At 36.9% G+C, this 22162-nt stretch carries 23 protein-coding genes and 1 pseudogene; 16 read left to right on the forward strand and 8 right to left on the reverse strand.

From position 1 onward, the window contains the following. Positions 1-13: 13 nt before the first annotated feature. Positions 14-157 (reverse strand): small acid-soluble spore protein P, encoded by a 144-nt coding sequence (locus AN957_RS26890; protein ID WP_075209142.1) that lies wholly within the window; start codon positions 155-157, stop codon positions 14-16. Between the two features lie 113 nt (positions 158-270). Between AN957_RS26890 and AN957_RS12940 the strand changes: the two genes are divergently transcribed. Continuing rightward, positions 271-531, forward strand: coding sequence for a hypothetical protein (locus tag AN957_RS12940; RefSeq protein ID WP_053475908.1), 261 nt, complete (start codon positions 271-273; stop codon positions 529-531). A 287-nt stretch (positions 532-818) separates the two neighbouring features. Here AN957_RS12940 and sspO read toward each other — a convergent pair whose 3' ends face one another. After that, a complete protein-coding gene (gene sspO, locus AN957_RS12945; RefSeq protein ID WP_053475909.1) occupies positions 819-971 on the reverse strand; it encodes a small acid-soluble spore protein O in 153 nt (50 codons plus the stop codon). Positions 972-1321: 350 nt separating this feature from the next. Here sspO and acnA point away from each other — a divergent pair, with 350 nt between their 5' ends. The 8 genes from acnA (at position 1322) to AN957_RS12985 (ending at position 8880) form a co-directional block, all read left to right on the forward strand. Beyond that, on the forward strand, positions 1322-4030 hold the full coding sequence (gene acnA, locus AN957_RS12950) for an aconitate hydratase AcnA (protein WP_053475910.1): 2709 nt from the start codon (positions 1322-1324) through the stop codon (positions 4028-4030). A gap of 158 nt (positions 4031-4188) precedes the next feature. Continuing rightward, positions 4189-4722 carry a peroxiredoxin family protein gene (locus AN957_RS12955; RefSeq protein ID WP_053475911.1) on the forward strand — a complete coding sequence of 178 codons (534 nt, stop codon included), beginning with the start codon at positions 4189-4191 and terminating at the stop codon, positions 4720-4722. 138 nt (positions 4723-4860) lie between these two features. Further along, entirely contained in the window at positions 4861-4992 is a 132-nt protein-coding gene (locus tag AN957_RS12960; protein ID WP_053475912.1) for an FbpB family small basic protein, read from the forward strand. A gap of 64 nt (positions 4993-5056) precedes the next feature. Further along, positions 5057-5200: an acid-soluble spore protein N gene (locus tag AN957_RS12965; protein WP_053475913.1), complete on the forward strand. Its 144-nt coding sequence runs from the start codon at positions 5057-5059 to the stop codon at positions 5198-5200. A gap of 183 nt (positions 5201-5383) precedes the next feature. After that, entirely contained in the window at positions 5384-5626 is a 243-nt protein-coding gene (gene tlp, locus AN957_RS12970; RefSeq protein WP_053475914.1) for a small acid-soluble spore protein Tlp, read from the forward strand. Positions 5627-5727: 101 nt separating this feature from the next. Beyond that, positions 5728-8064: an AAA family ATPase gene (locus tag AN957_RS12975; protein ID WP_053475915.1), complete on the forward strand. Its 2337-nt coding sequence runs from the start codon at positions 5728-5730 to the stop codon at positions 8062-8064. Between the two features lie 2 nt (positions 8065-8066). Next, entirely contained in the window at positions 8067-8501 is a 435-nt protein-coding gene (locus AN957_RS12980; RefSeq protein WP_053475916.1) for an acyl-CoA thioesterase, read from the forward strand. A 73-nt stretch (positions 8502-8574) separates the two neighbouring features. Beyond that, positions 8575-8880, forward strand: a complete 306-nt coding sequence (locus AN957_RS12985) for a hypothetical protein (RefSeq protein WP_053475917.1) — start codon at positions 8575-8577, stop codon at positions 8878-8880. A gap of 27 nt (positions 8881-8907) precedes the next feature. Here the strand turns inward: AN957_RS12985 and AN957_RS12990 are convergent, their stop codons facing one another. The 4 genes and pseudogenes from AN957_RS12990 to AN957_RS13005 all read right to left on the reverse strand — a co-directional run bounded on the left by AN957_RS12990 (position 8908) and on the right by AN957_RS13005 (position 11240). Then, the gene (locus AN957_RS12990; RefSeq protein WP_053475918.1) at positions 8908-9198 is read right to left on the reverse strand and encodes a HesB/YadR/YfhF family protein; all 291 of its coding nucleotides are present in this window, start codon (positions 9196-9198) and stop codon (positions 8908-8910) included. Between the two features lie 80 nt (positions 9199-9278). Beyond that, entirely contained in the window at positions 9279-10094 is an 816-nt protein-coding gene (locus AN957_RS27750) for a CPBP family intramembrane glutamic endopeptidase (protein ID WP_075209143.1), read from the reverse strand. A 140-nt stretch (positions 10095-10234) separates the two neighbouring features. Beyond that, positions 10235-10777: pseudogene (locus AN957_RS13000) on the reverse strand (methyl-accepting chemotaxis protein); the annotation flags it as partial. A gap of 94 nt (positions 10778-10871) precedes the next feature. After that, positions 10872-11240 carry a hypothetical protein gene (locus AN957_RS13005; RefSeq protein WP_053475920.1) on the reverse strand — a complete coding sequence of 123 codons (369 nt, stop codon included), beginning with the start codon at positions 11238-11240 and terminating at the stop codon, positions 10872-10874. Positions 11241-11431: 191 nt separating this feature from the next. On the opposite strand from AN957_RS13005, the gene AN957_RS13010 reads away from it, so the two are divergent. Both AN957_RS13010 and AN957_RS13015 read left to right on the forward strand, forming a co-directional pair. After that, complete coding sequence (locus AN957_RS13010) at positions 11432-12055, forward strand: hypothetical protein (protein WP_053475921.1); 624 nt, start codon at positions 11432-11434, stop codon at positions 12053-12055. 174 nt (positions 12056-12229) lie between these two features. Continuing rightward, positions 12230-12547, forward strand: a complete 318-nt coding sequence (locus tag AN957_RS13015; RefSeq protein ID WP_053475922.1) for a hypothetical protein — start codon at positions 12230-12232, stop codon at positions 12545-12547. 195 nt (positions 12548-12742) lie between these two features. Here the strand turns inward: AN957_RS13015 and AN957_RS13020 are convergent, their stop codons facing one another. After that, entirely contained in the window at positions 12743-13678 is a 936-nt protein-coding gene (locus AN957_RS13020; protein ID WP_056684508.1) for a response regulator, read from the reverse strand. A gap of 4 nt (positions 13679-13682) precedes the next feature. Continuing rightward, positions 13683-14951, reverse strand: coding sequence for an ATP-binding protein (locus AN957_RS13025; RefSeq protein ID WP_053475924.1), 1269 nt, complete (start codon positions 14949-14951; stop codon positions 13683-13685). A 362-nt stretch (positions 14952-15313) separates the two neighbouring features. On the opposite strand from AN957_RS13025, the gene AN957_RS13030 reads away from it, so the two are divergent. From AN957_RS13030 to AN957_RS13050, 5 genes are all read left to right on the forward strand, one after another. After that, positions 15314-16630 (forward strand): anaerobic C4-dicarboxylate transporter family protein, encoded by a 1317-nt coding sequence (locus tag AN957_RS13030; protein ID WP_053475925.1) that lies wholly within the window; start codon positions 15314-15316, stop codon positions 16628-16630. 124 nt (positions 16631-16754) lie between these two features. After that, positions 16755-18218, forward strand: coding sequence for an aspartate ammonia-lyase (gene aspA, locus AN957_RS13035; protein ID WP_053475926.1), 1464 nt, complete (start codon positions 16755-16757; stop codon positions 18216-18218). A gap of 330 nt (positions 18219-18548) precedes the next feature. Then, positions 18549-20258, forward strand: coding sequence for an FAD-dependent oxidoreductase (locus AN957_RS13040; RefSeq protein WP_053475927.1), 1710 nt, complete (start codon positions 18549-18551; stop codon positions 20256-20258). Continuing rightward, positions 20258-21214: a succinate dehydrogenase/fumarate reductase iron-sulfur subunit gene (locus AN957_RS13045; RefSeq protein ID WP_053475928.1), complete on the forward strand. Its 957-nt coding sequence runs from the start codon at positions 20258-20260 to the stop codon at positions 21212-21214. Before AN957_RS13040 ends, AN957_RS13045 begins: the two co-directional genes overlap by 1 nt. Further along, on the forward strand, positions 21211-22092 hold the full coding sequence (locus tag AN957_RS13050; RefSeq protein WP_053475929.1) for a CoB--CoM heterodisulfide reductase iron-sulfur subunit B family protein: 882 nt from the start codon (positions 21211-21213) through the stop codon (positions 22090-22092). Before AN957_RS13045 ends, AN957_RS13050 begins: the two co-directional genes overlap by 4 nt. Positions 22093-22162 lie beyond the last annotated feature (70 nt).

Raw genomic sequence — 22162 nt, forward strand, 5'->3', positions numbered from 1 at the left:
TTTATTAATAACTTTACATATCGTGATTGCTGTTATGCTTTTGTCTCGAATGATTGCGGTTTTTCACTTTCTTTGATCCGCTAAGTGGTTCTGGCTGACCGGGATTATCCCCTTTTGGGGCATTTTTTCGCATATCCTTGCCATCGTTCTTATTCATTTCTTCATCCCTCCTAATCAATAGGATGGAATCTAAATGAGAAATTATGCGGAATATTTTTTAATTGGACTGCACAATTTAATTGTACAAAATGAAGAAGGAGTGAATAGAACATGCCATATCAAAAAAACAAACAGCAAGCATTCCAAGCAGCCCAGCAGGGAGTAGAGGATGCAGAAGAATTGTATCATGAAATTGTTAGAGATACTGCAAGCTACGGCCACCAATTAAAGCATTTAAAACAGGAAGTGAATGAGGCTTATGAGCAAATTGAAAATGCGCTGGAAGTGGCTTCAGAAACACAACGTGCACAGTTGGAGAAATTTCAGCAGGACTTAAGCACGATGGTACAGGAAGTTAATGAGTTTCAATAATGATTTGCAAATAAAACAGAAGAATTGCAAAAAATGTTTGATTGTTTGCAAAAAAATAACGGAAACATGCATATAAAATTTAACTTTTGCAAATAACAGAGGAATTTGCAAAAATACTTTTGTTGTTCGCAAAAATAGGTTCGAAACTTGCAAAAAAACATAAAAGCTGCAAAATTATACTTTATAAAAAATAAGTGTTAAACTGCCCGGCATGTAATTGTCGGGTTTTTTCAATTAACCTACCTAAAAAATAGGGAAGCAGAAATCTACCCACCTCCCAATCCCGATTATTGATTTTTTTTCCTTTTCTTGTTGTTTTGCTTTTGTGCTTCTGTCAGTGGCTCATTGGCGAATTCCTCATTAAAACCAGCACCCATTCCTTGCCCTTTTGCAGCATTCATGCCTAGAATAATGTGATTTGCTTTTCTCTTTTTTGCCATTTTAATCACCTCCATGTATAAGTTTGTCTTTTATTGGAGGAATTATGTGTTGTTTCCAGTATAGAAAATAGTCTTAAATAATATTTTTCTACAATAATTTTTATCCAAAAGCAAATGAAAATCATTATCAGTAAATCCACTAAAATTCACCTTTTTAATAAAAAAAGTTGAAAACTTCTTTTTAACATAAGTAATACTTATTGAAACCAATAACTTTCTTGTTATTTACATATAAAGAAGGTTGTATTAAGATAAGAATTGTGAGAAAAGTTAGGATAGATGAAAATTCCAACTTTTCGACAACTTCCTATATTTAATTAATTGTAAAATTGTAAAAGGGGGATACACCCATGGCAAAAAATGATGTATTTAATGCCCGTAAGTCTTTTGAATTAGACGGGAAGCGTTATAACTATTACCATTTAAGCGCTCTTGAAGAGGCTGGAGTAGGAAATGTTTCAAAATTACCATATTCTATTAAAGTATTACTAGAATCTGTATTACGCCAATATGACGGACGTGTGATTACGAAAGAACATGTTGAAAACCTGGCAAAATGGGGAACAAGTGAAGTGAAGGAAGTGGATGTGCCATTCAAGCCTTCACGTGTTATCCTACAGGACTTTACTGGTGTTCCTGCAGTAGTTGACTTAGCATCTTTACGTAAAGCAATGGCAGATATGGGTGGAGATCCAGACAAAATCAACCCGCTAAAGCCAGTTGACCTTGTTATCGACCACTCTGTGCAAGTAGATAAATTTGGTACAGCAGAAGCATTGGATTTAAATATGGAGCTTGAATTTGAACGTAACGCTGAACGTTACCAATTCTTAAGCTGGGCACAAAAAGCATTCGATAATTATCGTGCTGTTCCGCCTGCAACAGGAATCGTTCACCAAGTTAACTTGGAGTATTTAGCAAATGTCGTTCATGCACTTGAAAACGAAGATGGCGAATTTGAAGCATTCCCAGATACACTAGTTGGGACAGATTCTCATACAACAATGATCAATGGGATTGGTGTACTTGGATGGGGTGTAGGTGGAATCGAAGCAGAAGCAGGTATGCTTGGACAGCCTTCATATTTCCCAGTTCCTGAGGTTGTAGGGGTTAAACTTACTGGAGAGCTTCCAGATGGTACAACAGCTACTGACCTTGCGTTAAAAGTAACACAAGTGCTTCGTGCTCATGGTGTTGTTGGTAAATTTGTTGAGTTCTACGGTCCTGGTGTGCCAGCGCTGCCACTTGCTGATCGTGCAACTATTGCAAACATGGCTCCAGAATATGGTGCTACATGTGGGTTCTTCCCGGTTGATGCGGAAGCACTTGAATATATGCGCTTAACTGGACGTTCGGAAGAACAAATTAAAGTGGTTGAAACATACAGCAAAGAAAACGGATTATTCTTCGATCCGTCATTAGAGCCTGTATATACAAATGTTGTTGAAATCAATCTGGCTGAAATTGAAGCAAATCTATCTGGACCAAAGCGCCCTCAAGATTTAATTCCACTTTCAGCAATGAAGAAAGAATTCAATCAAGCGATTACAGCTCCTCAAGGAAACCAAGGATTTGGTTTAGATGAGAAGGAAATTAATAAAGAAGTAACAGTAAAATTCAACAATGGTGAAACAACACAAATGAAAACAGGTGCCGTTGCAATCGCTGCGATTACAAGCTGTACGAACACTTCTAATCCATATGTATTAGTTGGGGCAGGCTTAGTTGCGAAAAAAGCTGTTGAACTTGGCATGGAAGTGCCAAAGTTTGTAAAAACATCCTTAGCACCTGGATCAAAGGTAGTAACTGGATACTTGCGTGATTCTGGATTACTTCCATACCTTGATCAATTAGGATTTAACCTTGTTGGATATGGCTGTACGACATGTATCGGTAACTCTGGTCCATTAAAAGAGGAGATTGAAAAGGCGGTTGCAGAAAGCGATCTTCTAGTTACATCCGTTCTTTCAGGTAACCGTAACTTTGAAGGACGTATTCACCCGCTTGTTAAAGCGAACTACTTGGCATCACCGCCTCTTGTGGTTGCTTATGCACTTGCAGGAACAGTTGATATCGATCTTCAAATTGAAGCAATCGGTAAAGACAAAGATGGTAAAGATGTGTTCTTTAAGGATATTTGGCCAACATCTGCTGAAATCAATGAAGTAGTGAAACGGACAGTTACACCTGATTTATTCCGTTCAGAATACGAAAATGTATTTGGCGATAATGCCCTTTGGAACAAAATCCAAACAAGCAATGAACCGCTATATACATTTGATGAAACATCAACTTATATCCAGAACCCACCGTTCTTTGAAGGCTTAAAGCCTGATCCAGACGAAGTAAAACCTTTAAATGGTTTGCGTGTTGTTGGTAAATTCGGTGATTCTGTAACAACTGACCATATTTCTCCTGCTGGTGCAATTGGTAAAGATACACCTGCTGGAAAATATTTACGTGAAAATGGTGTTGAGGTTCGTGACTTTAACTCTTATGGATCTCGTCGTGGAAACCATGAAGTGATGATGCGCGGAACTTTCGCAAACATTCGTATTCGTAATCAAATTGCACCAGGTACAGAAGGTGGCTTCACAACTTACTGGCCAACTGGGGAAGTAACTTCAATCTATGATGCTTGTATGAAGTACAAAGAAGATGGTACGGGTCTTGTTGTTCTTGCTGGTAAGGATTATGGAATGGGATCTTCACGTGACTGGGCTGCAAAAGGTACAAACCTATTAGGCATCAAGACTGTAATTGCTGAAAGCTATGAGCGTATTCACCGTTCAAACCTTGTATTAATGGGTGTTCTTCCACTTCAATTCAAGGATGGTGAAAGTGCTGAAACTTTAGGCTTAACAGGTAAAGAAACAATTGATGTTCAAGTCGATGAAAATGTGAGACCTCGTGATCTCGTACAAGTAACGGCAACTGATGAAGATGGAAACAAGAAATCATTTGAAGTGCTTGTTCGTTTCGATTCAGAAGTTGAAATTGATTACTACCGTCATGGAGGAATCCTGCAAATGGTTCTTCGTGAGAAGCTAGCTAACTAAATTGTAATGAAGGCATGTGATTTCAGAAATGAAATTGCATGCTTTTTTATTTGAAGAATTGTCACATTTACCTTGTTAAATACATAGGAAAACATCTTATTTTTTTTTTGTGTCTGGGTTACAATAACTTTATAAGGTTAAAAAAGGTGTGGAATAGCATGATAAAAAAAGTAATTGCTATCGTTTTTTTATGCGGCTTAATGACTGTCGCAATTGTCCAGGCAATGGAAAAGAATACAATGCAAGAGCAAGAAGTTAAATCGATTCAGACAAATAATCTCCCTGGTCTAGAGGTTGGGTTAAAAGCACCAGACTTTGAATTAAAGAATTTAGCAGGTGAAACAGTCAGTCTTTCTGAATTCAAAGGGCAAAAGATCATGTTGAATTTTTGGGCAACATGGTGTCCCCCTTGTAAAAAAGAAATACCGGATATGCAAAAATTCTATGAACTAGCGAAAGATGATGTAGTCATTCTTGCAGTAAATATTGATACAGAAGCTGATGTTGCAGGTTTTGCAAAGAAAATGGATGCTCATTTTCCTATCCTACTAGATGAGAAAGACAAAGTAAGTTCGATGTACAAAATACTGACAATTCCAACTACGTATTTTATCGATGAGGAAGGAATCATTCGACATAAGCATTTAAGTGCAATGACAATGGAGATGATGAAAGAATATTCAGATTTATAAGCTTTTTATGCATCAGCATTCGCTGATGTTTTTTATATTTTTCATAAAACAAATAAATTTTCAAAAAGTTGTAATAATTACAACGCTTTTTGTGAATAATAACTGTTAATATAGGATTAAAGGAAGGTGAAATAACTAATGAGAAAACCTAGAAAACGTTCATTCGCCGATCTTGTTTTAGAAAATAAACGACAAATTTTAAAAGATCAAGCTGCTATGGAAAGAATTGAAGCACGATTAGAACAAAAGCGATTAACGAAAGCTGAATAACATTATTTACAAGCAATAACTCCCTCCTCAAATGACCATACTTTAAATGAGGAGGGATATTTTTATGGGAAATCCTAAAAGAGATGCAAGGAAATTTAATCCAAACCATATTGGTACACAACCAAGAGGCTATGGTGGAAATAATGGAAAGAAAATGCAAAGTAATACTGGCGGAGTGCCTCAAGTAATTCAAACCAAAGGTGAATAACGATACAAATCCTATTGCCACCGTTTTAATTTACGGTGGTTTTTCTATGGAAGAAGAAAGTAAACCTTTTTCGAATAGTTGTGCTTTTCTTATAAAATCAACCACTTTTTTCCGTTGATAATTTTACTCTTAATTCACAAACTAAATTCGTATTACTACAACAATTTTAGGAGGACTAGGAGCATGGAGTTTAATAATAAACCAAAACCAGATGATCGCAGTGACAATGTCGAAAAATTACAAACGATGGTTCAAAATACAATTGAAAATATAAATGAAGCTGAGGAAACATTAGAATTTTCAAATGCTGAGGATCGAGCTAGAGTAGAGGCAAAAAACGAGCGCAGAAAGGAAAGCATTGATGCTATGCGTTCTGAAATACAAGATGAGTCCCAGGCACGTCAAAATGGGTATAGACAATCATAATATTTTATGGCCTGTTCGAGGATGAACAGGTCTTTTCTTATTAGAGATAAAGTGAAATATGATATGATAGAATTGGAAATTGAAAAGAAGAAGTGAGAGACGTGGAAAAGAAAAGACAGCAGCAATCAATCATCGAAAAATGGCAGCGATGGGAACAGGAATTAAATCAAAATAAGTACATAAAGAATGAAGCGGAATTACTATCTGTGATCAAATCATTAGATGAAAATGTAGATCATCAGCTGGCTTCTGAATTATTAACAATCGCATCACTATCGAGAATAAATCAATTAAAGCAGGATTCATTAAGCTCGGCTTGGCTTAAGAAGGCATATCAATTAAATGCTAATAATGAAAGAGCAGCAGAATTGTTGGGACAATTCGAATGGAAAAAGAAGGAAGAAGCCCTTAGTGCACTCGTATTTCCGCCATTGAGAGAAACAGATAACAGGCAAGCGAAGAAAAAAACATCAGAGCAATTTTTGAATATTTGCCAACAATTTCTTGATCATGCAGATGCAGAAAGAGATCAATTACAAAGAGGGAAGGAAAATGCCCAAAAAAGAAAGGATCTCGGCTTGCAGCAAACACATGAGAAAATGATTCTTCTATTGGAGGAGATCATTGAAGAGACAGCCTTGCTCTTGAAGGCATCAGAAGAATATGACCAATCGATAGCGGGTGTATTCTATACTTCGACCTATTATAGTGATATGAAGAAGCACTTAGATCGGATTGAAGGTTTAAAAAAAGAGTGGGCTGAGGTATTTGTTGACGAAAAAGAGGAGACAGAATCAGAAACGAATCCTCTTGAAGAGTTAGAGGGAATGATTGGACTTGACCATGTAAAAAAGAGAGTAAATGATTACTATCGCTTCCTTACCTATCAAAAAGAACGAAAGATACTTGGATTTCAAGTAAAGGATGAAATGAGCTTAAACATGGTCTTAACTGGGAATCCAGGGACGGGGAAAACGACCATTGCTCGTTTATTGGCTAAAATTTTTCACGAGCTCGGAGTTCTGCCGCGCGAAGAAGTGGTTGAAGCAGACCGCTCACAGCTTGTTGGGTCATTTGTTGGTCAAACAGAAGAAAATGTACGCACAATGGTGGAAAAAGCACGCGGTGGAGTCCTGTTTATTGATGAAGCATACAGTCTCAAAAGAGATGGGCAATCCGGAAACGATTTTGGACAAACAGCAATTGATACGCTCGTTTCATTGATGACTGGACCAGAATATGGCGGGAAATTTGCAGTAATATTGGCTGGTTATCCAGATGAGATGAGACAGTTTTTAGATGCCAATCCTGGTTTAAGAAGCCGCTTTCCACAATCAAACCATATCCAGCTTCCGGACTATTCGAACGTCGAACTCATCGGGATTGCTGAGAAACTTGCAATAGAGAATGATTATGTAATGACAGATGATGCAAAGCTGGAGCTTGAAAAAAGAATTGAAAAGGAACGGGTGGATGATACGTTTGGCAATGCACGGACAGTTCAGGATTTAGTCTTAGCTGCAATTTTTAAAAAGGGTTCACAATCTTCAATGGACAAGCATATTTTGACGTATACGCTGCTTGAAAAAGAGGATTTTGAAGAAATTGAGTCCGAAAAGGAAATGAACCCAAGGGAACAATTAGATCAACTAATTGGACTTGAATTAATAAAAAATGAAGTAAAGATCCTGATCTCTTTTGTGAAAATGCAGAAAATTAGGCGAGAAAAAGGATTGCCAGTCGTTCCGATCCAGCTTCATTCAGTGTTTACAGGCAACCCTGGAACAGGTAAGACAACAGTTGCAAAAATTTTTGCGGAGCTCTTGAAGGAATGCGGAGTGCTGAAAAGAGGCCATTTAGTCGTTACTAGCAGAGCGGATTTTGTTGCTGGCTATGTCGGACAAACAGCTATAAAAACAAAAAAGATGATTCGAGAAGCACTTGGCGGTGTTCTTTTTATTGATGAGGCGTATTCGTTGCTGTCTGCTTCGCAAGGGGATTTTGGTAAGGAAGTAGTTAATACGCTAGTTGATGAAATGACGAAGCATAATGAAAATTTAGTTGTCATTTTGGCTGGATATCCTAAGGAAATGGATGAATTACTTAAAAGTAATCCAGGGTTAAAATCGAGATTTAAGAAGTTTTTCCAATTTAATGATTATTCTAATGAAGAATTGCTTCAAATTATCATTAACTATGCATCACATTATCAATATCATTTAACTTCAGATGCACTGACTTATCTAAAAGATGTATTAGGTAAAATAACAATAAATGGGAATGGTAGGTTCGCAACGAATGTAACGGATGAAGCCATTCAGACACAGGCGCTAAGATTAATGACAGAAGACAAGGTAAATAATCGATTGGAAAAAGTGGATCACCTAGAAAAAGCAGATTTTGAAACTGCAATTTTTAGAATGAGAAAAGGGGAATAAGAATGTTTGTTTCAACGAGGGAAATTGAAGTCAGATATGCGGAGACTGATCAAATGGGTGTTGTTTATCATGCTAATTATCTAATCTGGATGGAGTTAGGACGCACTCAGCTTATTAAGGATTTAGGCTTTAATTATGCCGAATTAGAGAAGGATGGAATTCTATCACCTGTAATGGATATCCAAGCATCCTATAAAAAACCGCTCCTTTATGGGCAAAAGGCGATTGTGAAAACATGGATTGATGAGTATGATGGCTTACGCGTCAATTATGGGTATGAAATTTTTAATGAAGATGGAGATTTAGCTGTTACTGGTCTTACTAAACATGTATGTGTGAAAAAGGATTCCTTCCGACCGCTTTCGATTAGAAAAAAATATCCTGAATGGCATGAAGCGTATGAAAAAGCAAAGAAACAACCAGTAGAAGCAAATTAATGTTGTGGAGCGTAAGTACTTTGGAAGTTATCGCTCCTTATCTCTCTTTTTTATATGATTGGTGGTGCAGGCTTTGGCATTTGGTTTAAAAAAGAAAGACATAAGAGATTGGAAAACTAAGATTGATCAAGGAGAATTAGCCTTTATAACACATTATTGGCTGGATGACCGCTTTCCTGGATATAAAACAGTGACTAAAGTTGGCTGCAGCGATATGAACCGCCTTATTGAATGGGGCATGAAGCATCAATTACGGCCCGAATGGATACATAAGCGGAAAGATGGCTATTCCCATTTTGATTTAATTGGGGAACATCAAGCGAAGATATTAGAAGCAGAAGGGCTTGAAGATCATATTTGGGAAGGAAAAAAGAGTTAGCAGAACATGTCTGTAACTCTTTTTTTGTTATTTTTCGTATTTAAATTCAGGCTCTTTAGCTTTTTCATTAAATTCAACAAAGAGATTATGGTTATCGAAATACCACAGATCTTTTTGCTCAATATAATAGGTAATGCCATCTTTTGTTGTTGATGTGCCAGCATCAAGTGGCTCTTCATTTGAAATGCCTAACGAAAAACCTTGCTGTACAGTGCTGTGACCGCCATATCGGGCAAAAAAACGAACGTAAGCGCCTGCATTCAGCTCCATTTCCTCTTTATACCAGTTAGCAGCTTGGTCATTAATTATTATTTTCAATTGAAACATCCTCCTTTAAGCAACTTTAGTTTATTTTCTGTCCTTGAATGAAAAATAAATCATTGCATTCTAATATACCCTTATTCAATAAACGGAATCAGCCCGCTCAGGATCATCAGGCAATTAAATACAATATGCCAGATCACCGCGGGAAAAAGACTTCCTGAACGAATCGTTATGCCCGCATAGAAGAAACCGCCAATTGCAAAACCAAAGCAAGTTAGAATGGAGTAGCCCAGTATTAAATGTGATAGACCAAAGGCTATTCCCGAAAAAAGCAAGGCGGCTTTTTCACCAGCAAGATTGACCATGCTAGTAAGTATGATTCCTCTCCATAATATCTCTTCCAATAGTCCATTTATTATTGAAAAAAATAGTAAGAAAAGGAGGAGATGAAGGCTCATACTAGGATTAGTTTTTAATATAAAGGGAGTGAAAATAGCAATATTTATACTTATTGCAATGAGCAAGAATCCCTTAATAGAAATGGAGTGAAAACCATCCCAAATAAAGGGAAAAGTAATTTTTGCTTGCCAATCAGGCCTTGACCAGTACAGAACTGATTTTTCACCAAACTTCCTTGCAACATAAAACATGATTACAATAGGGAATAAAAGTAAACACCGACTAAGAACCATTAAGATGTTTACATGGTAGGGGAGACTGTCAATGAAGCGGTCCCCAAAAAGATAAAATAAGTAGCCGATGCTATAGGCTGCTAACCCCCATAAAAACACACGTTTTTGTTTTGCAAAAATTGCTAAGTAAAGAATACATGCAAGTAAGAGGGTAAAAGCGATAGTGAACTGTTTAAATTGAACAATGACAATAATGATAACAAATAATAAAAGCTGTAAATAGGGTAGAATCTTTTTATGCTTTACTGAAATCACCATTGTGTTCACTCCTTCAAAAGCCATCAAGTCATTCTACCACTTTTAACCTCATTTTTCTTATTTTAGCACTTACTAATAGTAGAATAAATGAATAAAAGAAAGAGCAATTTTGCTTGCTCCTTCTCTACATATATTTTTTCTTATATAGATGTTTTAAAATGCTTAATCAATTTTCTTAATTCAAAGCTTAGCTTATGTAGATTCTCGGAGATAGACTTTAACTCATGAACAGATTGCTGCTGTTCTTTCGTCATATTTGTTACTTCCTGAACTCCTGCAGAAGTATGCTCAGAGATAGCAATAACACTATCAACCGAGGTAGAAATCGATTGACTGCTATATGAAAGGGTGGCACTTACTCCTGCAATTTCATCAATATCTTTTGTTAGGTGTTCGATAAATTGAATCATATTATCATAACTGTTCGCTGTATTCTTCACCATTTCTGCACCTTGGACTGCTGATTCCTTTCCAAGATCAATATTTTTAAAGGCTTCAGAAGAATCCCTTTGTATTTCTGTAATTAACGCTGAGATTTTTCCTACAGAATCACTGCTTTGCTCAGCAAGCTTTTTGACTTCCTGTGCCACTACTGCAAACCCTTTGCCTTGTTCACCTGCTCTTGCTGCTTCAATCGCTGCATTAAGGGACAGTAAATTTGTTTGCTCTGCAATATCCTAAATGAATGTCGTAATGTCATTAATCGTTTGAAGCTTTTGGTCCAGTTCTTTCATAATCGTGGTGGAATCGACCGATTGGGCAACGATTCGGTTCATTTTAATTCTCATATTCTCCATCGCTGCCGGCAAATCCCTCACCCTTTTTAAAAGTTCGTGTCGCAGCTGATAATGCACTGATTCGTGAATATTCCCTTATCACTAATTGGTTCTCTTTTACCTCAAACAAGGATATAGACTTATCATTTAGATCTTTCTGTAAAACTGTTACACATTCCGTGAGAGTATCACGTAAAAGCTTGTCTACAAAATTCTCATTCCTATTTACATAATAATTGAATGAATCGAGCAATCTGTTTGCATTATCATTATGCCTTACATGAATCATTATTTTTGTTTCATAATTTTTATTAATTTCCACTAATTGTTTACTTTTATTTTGTAAATCCTTTATTACCGCTTTTTGCATTATGAAAAATTTCCTTAGTTCAGAATATTCACTGGCAGTAGGATTTTTCTTGAAACTTGGATCAAAGAAAAAATTGGTCAGCATTTACACTTTGAAATTCATAGACCATTTTATAAGTATCAACCTAGTAATAGTGTAAACCCATTGCTCTATATTGCTCCGCCTAGCCCTTGATGAAAAGAGTGTGAAGAATGAAGAGAAAAATTATAGTAACTGTAATTGTTATATTGCTTGTGGTTACAACCTATTTAATCATAAAAACCACTGTTCTCTCGAAAGTATCCAAATTTGAAAAAAGCAATGTTGAACTCATTGAAACTGGAAAAAAAGAAAAAGAGGCGGCAATGCAGGATGGAAAGGAACCGGAGAAGGAACTTGAAGAATATTTAAAAGAAAAATATTCTAAACCAGAATCTGCTGTTGAATATCTATTTTCAATAGCTTTACAAAATGATGTGAATAGTTACCCTGGAGCATTTTCTCAAGAGCAAATTCAAGATGATTTGTTCAACAGAAAAGAAAAGGACAAAGAAAAGTTAGTACAGGATATTTTATCTCGTCTCACAAGAGACGGCAAGTTGACTACAGTTAAAGTACTTAAAGGGATGATGGTGTTTGAGAAAGACAGCATCAGAGTGATTTGTGATCTATTCTATGAAGATAGGCAGTCACCTGTAAGGGTCAATATAAAAGTTAAAAAAGAAAAAATGGAACATTTGCCTCATGGAGACACTGATTTTCATGATATCTCAGAATACTACTATATTGACTCATCGGTTTGGGAAATCATAAATAAGATTGAGAATAGTAGGTGATAACATATGATTGCTGATGAACTAATTGGAAATGGAATTCGACTCTTTTAATTATTGTTTGTCCCGCTATTTGGGTTAATATTTTTAATATCGTTATTCTTCTTCTTGTTTGCTTTTAAAAATCCATACAAACGTAGAAAAGCTTATTTATTCTCAATTGGTGGTTCAGTAGGAATGTTGCTTGCTCTATATTTACCGGTGATTATTATTTATTTTATAGGGTCTAAGAATCTTCCAGAAAACACAGATGCAACTATACGAGATGTAGTAGACATTACATTGCCTTGGGGAGAAGTAGTTTACGAAATCGTAAAAGTACTATTTGAACCAATGATTTACGTCGGTTTCTTCATAGGAGCAGGGGTCTGGTTATTAGCAGCTAAAAATCCCGCCAGAAAACGGATTGGCATGGGGATGGTTTTTGAAGCTCCTTTGGTTTGGACATTCTTGCAAATTTCACCTGATATATACTACTTTTTTGTACCTAAATAAATATTGAACATAATACTACCAGCTACCTTACTATTAGGTAGCTTTTTAAATTTTTATGTAAGTCTCTATTTTTACTAATTAAAAATCTTGTGTTGATATGAAGCCGATGAAAAGAGGCTCATAAAGAAATAACTTCTGATGTAGAAAAGGGATTCGTTTCAAGGATATTTGAAACAAATCCTTTTCGCATTTGCATTAATTTTTTCCATCAGATAATTCTATTGCTTCCATATATAATACTTCAATAAATTTTTTGATGTTAACTCTTAGCGGCATCATGTTACCGTTAGACTTACCTTCAATCTCAAGCATCTTCTTCCGTATAACGGAATAATCAAAGAATGTTGAAGCATATAATTCAAATTTAGGGTTTGTGTAATCAGTCAATCCTAATGAAGCGACATGCTCTAAGGCACGGTGAATGATTCTCCTGACCCGTTGCTCACAGGCCTTCATTTCCCGCTTTAGAGAACTTTCATCATTTTCTATCTCCAAAAGATTTTCTGCAACCTTTTCAAACAATGTTTTTAATGGTGGAAATGGAGTACCATCTTTATGCTTTTCTAATGAATACAAATACTTAATAATGGCTAACAAATCCCGATATCCACAATCCCCAACGATTCCTAAATCCAATAATATAGATTTTCCAGAAGAAACAACCAGCATAGCTGGATCCTCCTGTTCTTTGTGGACCATACCCTCTGTTTGAAAGCCTGCCAATGATTTTAGTGAATCTTGGATATTAATAATCGATTTCTCCCTTAAATAATGTTCCGTGACTTTTTTAATTACAGTAACCACTTCACATTTATTAATTGGCTTTGTTATGTAATATTCAATTCCAAGTGAATATGCCTCTGCAACCATTTCTTTCGCATCTACCTGAGAAATCATAATCGTTTTCCCTTTAAATAGAGGACCAAGTTCACGAATCGTTTCGATGCCGTCTCGCTCAGGCATTAATAAATCGATAAGCAAAATATCAATTTCTTTGACAGAAAGAAGTTCACTGCTTATCTCAATTCCATCTTCTGCTTCACCTTTGACAGTCCCCAACTCTTCTTCTTCAATAATTTCAGATAGCATGGCACGAATAGAATATGAGTCGTCTGCAATAAAAAATTTCATTTTGTCACCCGCTCTGATTAATATTCATTATTGGCAGTTGAATAATGAAAGTTGTATTACTAAGTAATTTATCTGTACTTAATCGTATCTCTCCACCTAGATTCTCGATAACTTCCTTAACATGAGACAGCCCAATTCCATTGGATGATTTTCCGCTAGAATCATATTTTGTTGTATATCCTGGCTCAAAAATTAAATCCCTGCATTTTAACGGTATACCGGGACCGTTGTCACTGACTTGAATTTTGATATTGTCATTTACCCTCTCTATCAAAATTAAGATGGATCCTGTATCTTTAATAGCTTCAACAGAATTAGTTACGAGATTGTTAATAACAGAGAGCACCATAAAGGTGTGATATTTACCGTGTCCTCCTTGAATATCTACTAAAATCTCAATCGATTTTCCAAGCTTTTGAGCATACTTTTTATTACACTCAACAACTACCTCGATAATTTCTTCTAATCTCATTAAATCAGTCAAATTTTCTTTTACTTTAAGTTTAGATAAGCCAGCATAAATCCTTTGATGATCTTTCTTGATTTCATGAACCTCACCCGCAATTCTCAATGCCGTTTTCGCATGCGATTGACAGCCTCCTTTTTTTAGTCCCCGATATAGAAAATAGCAGGATTGTGTAATATTCTCTGCATTTTTCATCGATTTCTTTACTTGCACCATTTCAACAAAAAGATTCGAGACTAGCAACAGCATCTCTTCGTTCCTTTTTCTTTGTATTCCTTCTGCTATCTTCGCTTCCCGTAAGATAAAAAGATTAATAAAACCTAAAACAAAAAAGCTGCGAATAAACGCAATCACACTGATCGTAGCAAAGGTTGAAAATGTAAATGGCGCATTTGAAAAGATAACTCTGAAGGATATTTCAATAATACTTGCGATAATTTCATTTACGATTCCAAATAAACCTATAAGAAGCGGTTGAGTGTAATATTTTCTTACATTGAACAGTTGAAAAAACAACCCGTACCCAACATAGTAAAAAAACACCGGAAAAATGTGAGTGAATGATTCCCCCCATATATCTCCTGTTCCATGAAATGTTAACAGCAGCATACGAAAGAAAACCACTGAAATCCCGACTGATAAACCAGCGATAATCGAATTGATTTTTTTAAATATCAATAGAAAAAAGCAAAAAAATGGAGTTCCAAGACTAACTCGGATATCAGCTTCAACTGGGTAAAATTTCAACTCTCCACCTAATGACACAGCAAATATCAGCAATAAATAAGTAAGTAGTTTGTCCTTCATCTTATTTTCTTCCTTCTAGGAAAAATAGTGTTGTAGTCACCCTTATTGTAATGGATTCATTCTTTTTTACCGGATGTAAATATGACAAATTTTTGTATAGAAGAAAACTTTTTAATAAAAAATAAAAAAATAAGATAGTTAGATTCAGTAGATTTCAGTAGGGCACAATTTATGATGAATTCAACATAAACGTTACTAAGAATGCTGTATGCGATTTGCATTATACGTTTATGTTCAGTATTTCACAAATTTAATTATAAAGGGTGGTGACTTATAAATAACAGTAATTTTTATAAATGTTCATCAATTTTTATAAAAAGAGCAAACCTGCAATGAGTTCTATTAAATTGGAGGAAATCAAAATGACATTTTGGATTCAATTCCTAATTTTACTGGCGTGTATTTTTATTGGTGCACGACTTGGTGGTGTTGGTCTTGGAGTAATGGGAGGCGTAGGCCTTGCCATTTTAGTATTCATATTTGGCCTACAGCCTACAACTGCACCTATTGATGTAATGCTGATGATTTTAGCCGTTATCACTGCAGCTGGCGCGCTCCAAGCAGCTGGTGGGATGGAATATTTAGTTTATCTTGCTGAAAAGTCTCTTCGTAAAAATCCAAAGCGTATTACCTTTGTTGCTCCAATCGTTACTTATTTATTCACGCTTTGTGCAGGTACCGGCCATGTTGCTTATTCTGTTCTTCCTGTTATTGCGGAAGTAGCACGTGAGTCAGGGGTAAGACCTGAAAGACCAATGTCGATTGCTGTTATTGCTTCACAGCAGGCGATAACGGCAAGCCCAATTTCAGCAGCAACTGTAGCACTGGTTGCACTATTAGCTGATTTCAAAATTGATTTAATTGATATTTTGATGATTTGTATCCCTTCTACGTTTATCGCATGTATGATTGCGGCATTTGTTTCTAGCAAAATAGGGAAAGAGCTAAATGAAGACCCAGAATATTTGAGACGCCTTGAACAAGGGCTAGCACCAATTAAGAAAGATAAAAAAGAGTATATAGCTACAAAAGAGTCAAAATTATCTGTTGTACTTTTCCTATTAGGAACTTTACTAGTCGTATTATTAGGGTCATTTGAAAAGTTACGTCCAGGCTGGACGATTGATGGCGTGTTCACACGGATGTCAATGCCTGCATCGATTGAGATCATTATGCTAACGATCGCAGCTTTAGTTATTATTTTTTGCAAACCGAATATTGAAGAAATTGTTTCGGGCAGCATTTTCAAAGCGGGAGCAACTGCAGTCGTGGCTATTTTTGGTATAGCATGGATGGGTGATACCTTTTTTAACGGTAATATTGAAATAATTTCTGGCTCTATTTCTAGCCTTGTTACTCAAGCACCATGGCTTTTCGCTATAGCATTATTCGCTTTATCTATCTTGCTTTATAGCCAAGCAGCAACAGTACGGACACTAATGCCACTTGGAATTTCATTAGGGATAAATCCAGCTTTATTAATTGCAATGTTCCCTGCAGTGAATGGATACTTTTTTATCCCTAACTATCCTACAGTCGTTGCTGCCATTAACTTTGACCGAACAGGCACGACAAGAATCGGTAAATATATTTTGAATCACAGCTTCATGGTACCTGGATTAGTCGCGACTGTTTTAGCTGTTGGTATTGGAATTCTACTAAGCATGATTGTTTTATGAGAAAACACATGGACTCTTTATCCAAATGAAACAAGGCGTTGAGAGAAGCTAGCAGTACATGTTCAATAAATTATACATTTGCATCAATTTAAATAAGCCATAAAATCGGCAAAAAACAGTGGAGATGATTATTGTGATAAACACAGATCAATTTCGTATTGAGAAAGACTTTTTAGGTGAAAAGCAAGTTCCTGCAAATGCATACTATGGAATTCAAACATTGAGAGCAATTGAAAACTTCCCGATCACTGGATACCGAATTGATGAGGCACTGATTAAAGCGATGGGAATCGTAAAAAAATGTTCAGCCCTTGCAAATGCGGAAATTGGACAGTTGAATGGTGAAATTGCTGAAGCTATTGTAAAAGCGGCTGACGAAGTTATAGAAGGGAAGTTATCAGATCAGTTTATTGTCGACCCGATTCAGGGAGGTGCCGGCACTTCCATTAATATGAACGCAAATGAAGTCATTGCAAACCGTGCTTTGGAAATATCAGGAGAGAATAAAGGCTCATATAGCATTATTAGCCCTAACTCTCATGTGAATATGGCTCAATCAACTAACGATGCTTTCCCGACTGCTATTCATCTTTCTACATTGGCATCTTTAGAGGGACTTCTTGAGGTAATGGACGGGCTGCATGAAGAATTCTTACATAAAGCTCAAGAATTCGACGGTTTTATCAAAATGGGACGCACACATCTACAAGATGCTGTACCTATTCGCCTAGGGCAGGAATTTGCAGCGTATGCCCAAGTCCTAAAAAGAGATATTAAACGCATTCAAGCATCAAAAGAAAACTTATATGCAATAAATATGGGGGCAACAGCAGTTGGAACTGGTTTAAACGCTGATCCGAATTATATAGAGAAAGTAGTACGAAAAATAGCATACTATAGCGACCTCCCTATTACTGGAGTAGAAGACCTGGTAGACGGAACCCAAAATACAGATTGCTATATAGAAGTGTCTTCCGCTTTAAGAATATGCATGTTAAACATGTCAAAAATAGCAAATGATTTAAGACTGATGGCTTCCGGCCCTCGCTGCGGACTAGGGGAAATTAATCTGCCAGCTCGTCAGCCAGGATCATCTATTATGCCTGGTAAAGTAAATCCTGTTATGGCTGAAGTGTTGAATCAAAGTGCCTTCCAAGTAATAGGGAATGATACAACAATAAGTATGGCGACTGAAGCTGGTCAATTTGACCTAAACGTTATGGAGCCTGTAATTGTATTCAACTTATTACAATCAATTAAGATCATGAAAAATGTCTTTCATGTCTTCCGTGAATATTGTTTAAGCGGGATTACAGCAAATATTAATCAGATGGAAGCTTACGTGAATAATAGTGTGGGTATCATTACAGCTATTAATCCGCACGTTGGTTATGAGACTGCTGCATCTATTGCTAAAGAAGCCATAATGGAAAAAAGAGCAGTGAGAGACATCGTACTTGAAAGAGGAGTATTAACAGAAATAGAGTTAGATACAATTCTAAATCCATTCGAAATGACTCATCCGGGCATTTCTGGAAAAGAATTGCTGAAGACGAAAGAAAAAGCGAAAGAAGCAGTTTTAGTTTAACTGATTAAATAAATATTATTGAGATGAAGTAACTAGAGGACAATCTATTATTTTCAATCACTCAAGCTACTCTAGTAAAAAGAGTATAACGGGGTGAGGTTCACCTGCCTCCTCCCCGTTTCTATTAATTAATATGAAATAGCAATCTCTGAAAATTTTTATAAGTTTTGGCTATGTTAAAGCTCAGTGTTGATAATGCTATTTTGTTGTTGATTTTCGCTGCAGGTGTGTGCTTACAGCGGAAATCAACAGGGAAGTTTAACATAGCCAAAGGCTTTGTTAGTATACAGTGCTTTTTTAAAAAGTTTTATAGATATGGAGGCATTCTTCATGTTCAAATATGATGTTGTTGTAGTTGGTGCTGGTGGAGCTGGAATGATGGCAGCTCTTTATGCCAGTAAAGATCCAAGCTTAAAAGTAGCAGTCCTTAGTAAAATATTCCCCACCCGTTCCCATACAGGTGCAGCTCAAGGCGGAATCAATGCAGCTATGGGTTATCGTGATAATAGCGATTCTGCTGAAAAGCATTTTAGAGATACAGTAAAGGGCAGCGATTTCCTTGCAGATCAAGATGCTGTCGAGTTTTTCACCACTCATATGCCGGAACTTATATCTGAGCTTGATTATATGGGGGTTCCGTTCTCTCGCGATAAAAATGGAAAGGTTGCACAACGTCCTTTCGGCGGTGCATCAAGTCCAAGAACCTGTTATTCCGCAGATAAAACAGGGCATGTCATTCTCCACGCTTTATATGAACAATGTTTAAAGAATAATGTTCGCTTTCACAATGACTGGTATTTACTATCTCTAGCAGTTGATAACGGTCATTTTGAAGGGTTAGTTGCAATGGATATCCGTACAGCCAAAGTTCATGCTATCCAAGCTAAGGCAGTAGTTATTGCAACAGGCGGCTATGGCCGTGTGTACTGGAGCAGAACAACGAATGCGATTAATATGACAGGAGATGGAACAGCAGCATGCTTCGACATTGGGATTCCATTAAAGGATCCAGAATTTGTTCAATTCCATCCAACTGGTCTTGCTTCTACAGGCGTTCTTTTATCTGAAGCATGTCGAGGTGAAGGCGGATATTTAATCAATAAAGACGGCGAACGATTTATGGCACGCTACGCACCAGATAAAATGGAGCTCGGTCCGCGTGATCTCGTTTCACGTTCGATTGAAACAGAAATTAAAGAGGGTCGAGGCTTTGGTGATGGGATGGGTTCTTACGTATTAATGGATTTACGGCACTTAGGCGAGGAAAAAATTATGGAACGTCTGCCGCAAGTTCGTGAATTAGCAATGGACTTTGAAGGTGTCGACCTCGTTAAAGAACCTGTGCCAATACGACCTAGCTGCCACTACATGATGGGCGGTATCCATATAGTAGATCACAAAACTTGCGCTACACCTATCGAAGGAATTCATGCAGCTGGTGAATGCTGTGCAGTTTCCATTCACGGTGCTAATCGATTGGGTGGCAATTCAGTTGCCGACGTCGTATTATTTGGAAAATATGCTGGACAAGGTGCGCAGCAATCAGCAAAAAAACGATCATTTACTTCGACAGCGAAACTGGAGCTAGAGAAAATAAAGTGGACTGAAAAATTCGATTTAATCCGTAAGAAAAAAACAGGAATCAATATGTTTGAAATTCGTGACAAGATGGCTGAAACAATGTGGTACAATGTAGGAATTTTCCGTACAGAAGACGAAATGAAACAAGCTTACTACACGATTGAAGACCTGCTTGAGCAATTCAAGGATGCTTTTATTGGTGATTCCTCCGAATCCTACAATATGGCATTCATAAACTATGTTGAAATCAGCAACCTGTTAAAGCTCGCAAAAGCAGTAACATTGGGGGCAATCAATCGAAAAGAGAGCCGCGGTTCTCATTCGAGAGGAGATTATCCAACTAGGGATGATGAAAATTTCTTAAAGCATACGCTGATTTATAACGAAGGAGAATATTATCGCCTAGAATATAGCCCGGTCACCATTACGAAATATCAACCGGAGGAGCGTAAATACTAATGAGAACGATACATTATAAAATCAAACGATTCGACGGGAAAAGAGAATGGTATCAAGACTATCAATTACAATACGAAAAAGGCAAAACGATTCTGTGGGCCTTAACAGCAATACGTGAACAATTAGATCCAACGCTTGTTTTTACATCAGCTTGTCGCCACGCGATTTGTGGCAGCTGTGCAATTAAAGTCAATGGAAAGTCATTTTTGGCTTGTAAAACATCACTTGATGAAGTATTAGAAACCTTCAAATCCGACTATCTTGTATTTGAACCATTAAGCAATTTTGAGGTTATAAAAGATCTCGCCATTGCTTGGGAGCCAAAGATGGAAAAAATGAAGCAGGTGAAACCTTGGTTAATTCCGTCAAACAAAGGCAGTGTCGAAAGAGGATTTATCCAAAGTGAAGATGATTTTCACGAAATATCCTCTCCAACAGACTGTATTCTTTGTGGGGTATGTACATCGGAATGTAACCAATTAGCTGTTAATGACGGTACTTATTTAGACCCATTCATTTTAAATCGAGCCTATCGTTTTTCCGTGGATTCAAGAGATTGTGCTCCAGAAGAGCATATTCGCCCAGTATATGAAAATGAGCTTTGGAAATGCATACACTGTATGCAATGTATATCAAGCTGTCCGAAAGGAATACCATTAACAGACGAGATTGCCTATTTGAGACAGGAATCCATCAAAATGGGCGAAGTCAATAATCAAGGTGCAAAACATGCTTTTGCCTTCTATGATGACGTTCGGAATAAAGGTCGTTTAAATGAAACAATGCTCCCAATTAAGACGGACGGATTGTTAAAAACAGCCACAACTAAAATTCCTTTTGCCCTGCGTATGATCAAAAAAGGAAAAATCAATCCATTTCATATGCCTAAAGCTATTGAAGGTATTAAAGGCGTAAAGGAAATTTACAAATATGCCGAGGAGGTCAAACACTCATGAGATACGCTTTTTTCCCAGGATGTACATTAGAATCAGCTGCAGAGGAACTCATGATTTCGACAATGAAGGTTGCAGAGGCCTTAGGAATTGAATTAATTGAGCTAAAAGGTTGGACATGCTGTGGAGCAAGCCATATTCAAGATATAGATGATTTTTTAGCCACCTCCATCAATGCTCGTAATATTGCTTTAGGAGAGAAACTGGGTGTTTCGAAAATTATCACGGTTTGTAATACATGTACACTAATGCTTCGTACTGCAAAGGCTAAGCTTGATAAAAATAAAAAGCTGCGTACTAGGGTGAACGAAAGCTTAAGAAGTACTGGTATGCAATATAAAGGCAACGTCGAAGTAACCCATCTGCTGTGGGCGTTAATTGAAGATTACGGCCTTGACCGCTTGAAGGAAAAAGTAAAGCGTCCGCTAACAGGCTTGAAGGTAGCAAATTTTTATGGCTGTCATATCTTAATGCCACCGAAAATTATGGGTTTCGAAAATCACATGAACCCTCAATCAATGGAAATGATTGCTGAAGTACTTGGCGCTGAAAGTGTAAAGTTTGACCAACGTCTAGCATGCTGCGGATTTCATGCTGTCTTTCCAGCAGAAAAAGAGGTAATGAACTTAACAGGAATGAACTGTTTGTCACCAAAAGCTTCTGGTGCTGATTGTTTAATTACTCCATGCCCATTATGCCAGATGCAACTAGATGCTTATCAGCCAGATGCACAAAAAGGTTTCTCTAAAGATATTACAATGCCTGTACTTCATCTGCCACAATTAATCGGTCTTGCTCTTGGATTTTCACCACAGGAGCTTGCGATCCAACGCCATGTGGTCGATGCTATTCCTGTATTAACCGAAAATGTATTAGTTTAAAAATAGTTTGTTTAAATTCGCAGATTGAAATTAGCAAATAATCCTTTTTATCAATAAATTAGTAAAATCA

The organism is Cytobacillus solani (genome assembly GCF_001420595.1).
GTDB classification, from domain to species: Bacteria; Bacillota; Bacilli; order Bacillales; family Cytobacillaceae; genus Cytobacillus; species Cytobacillus solani.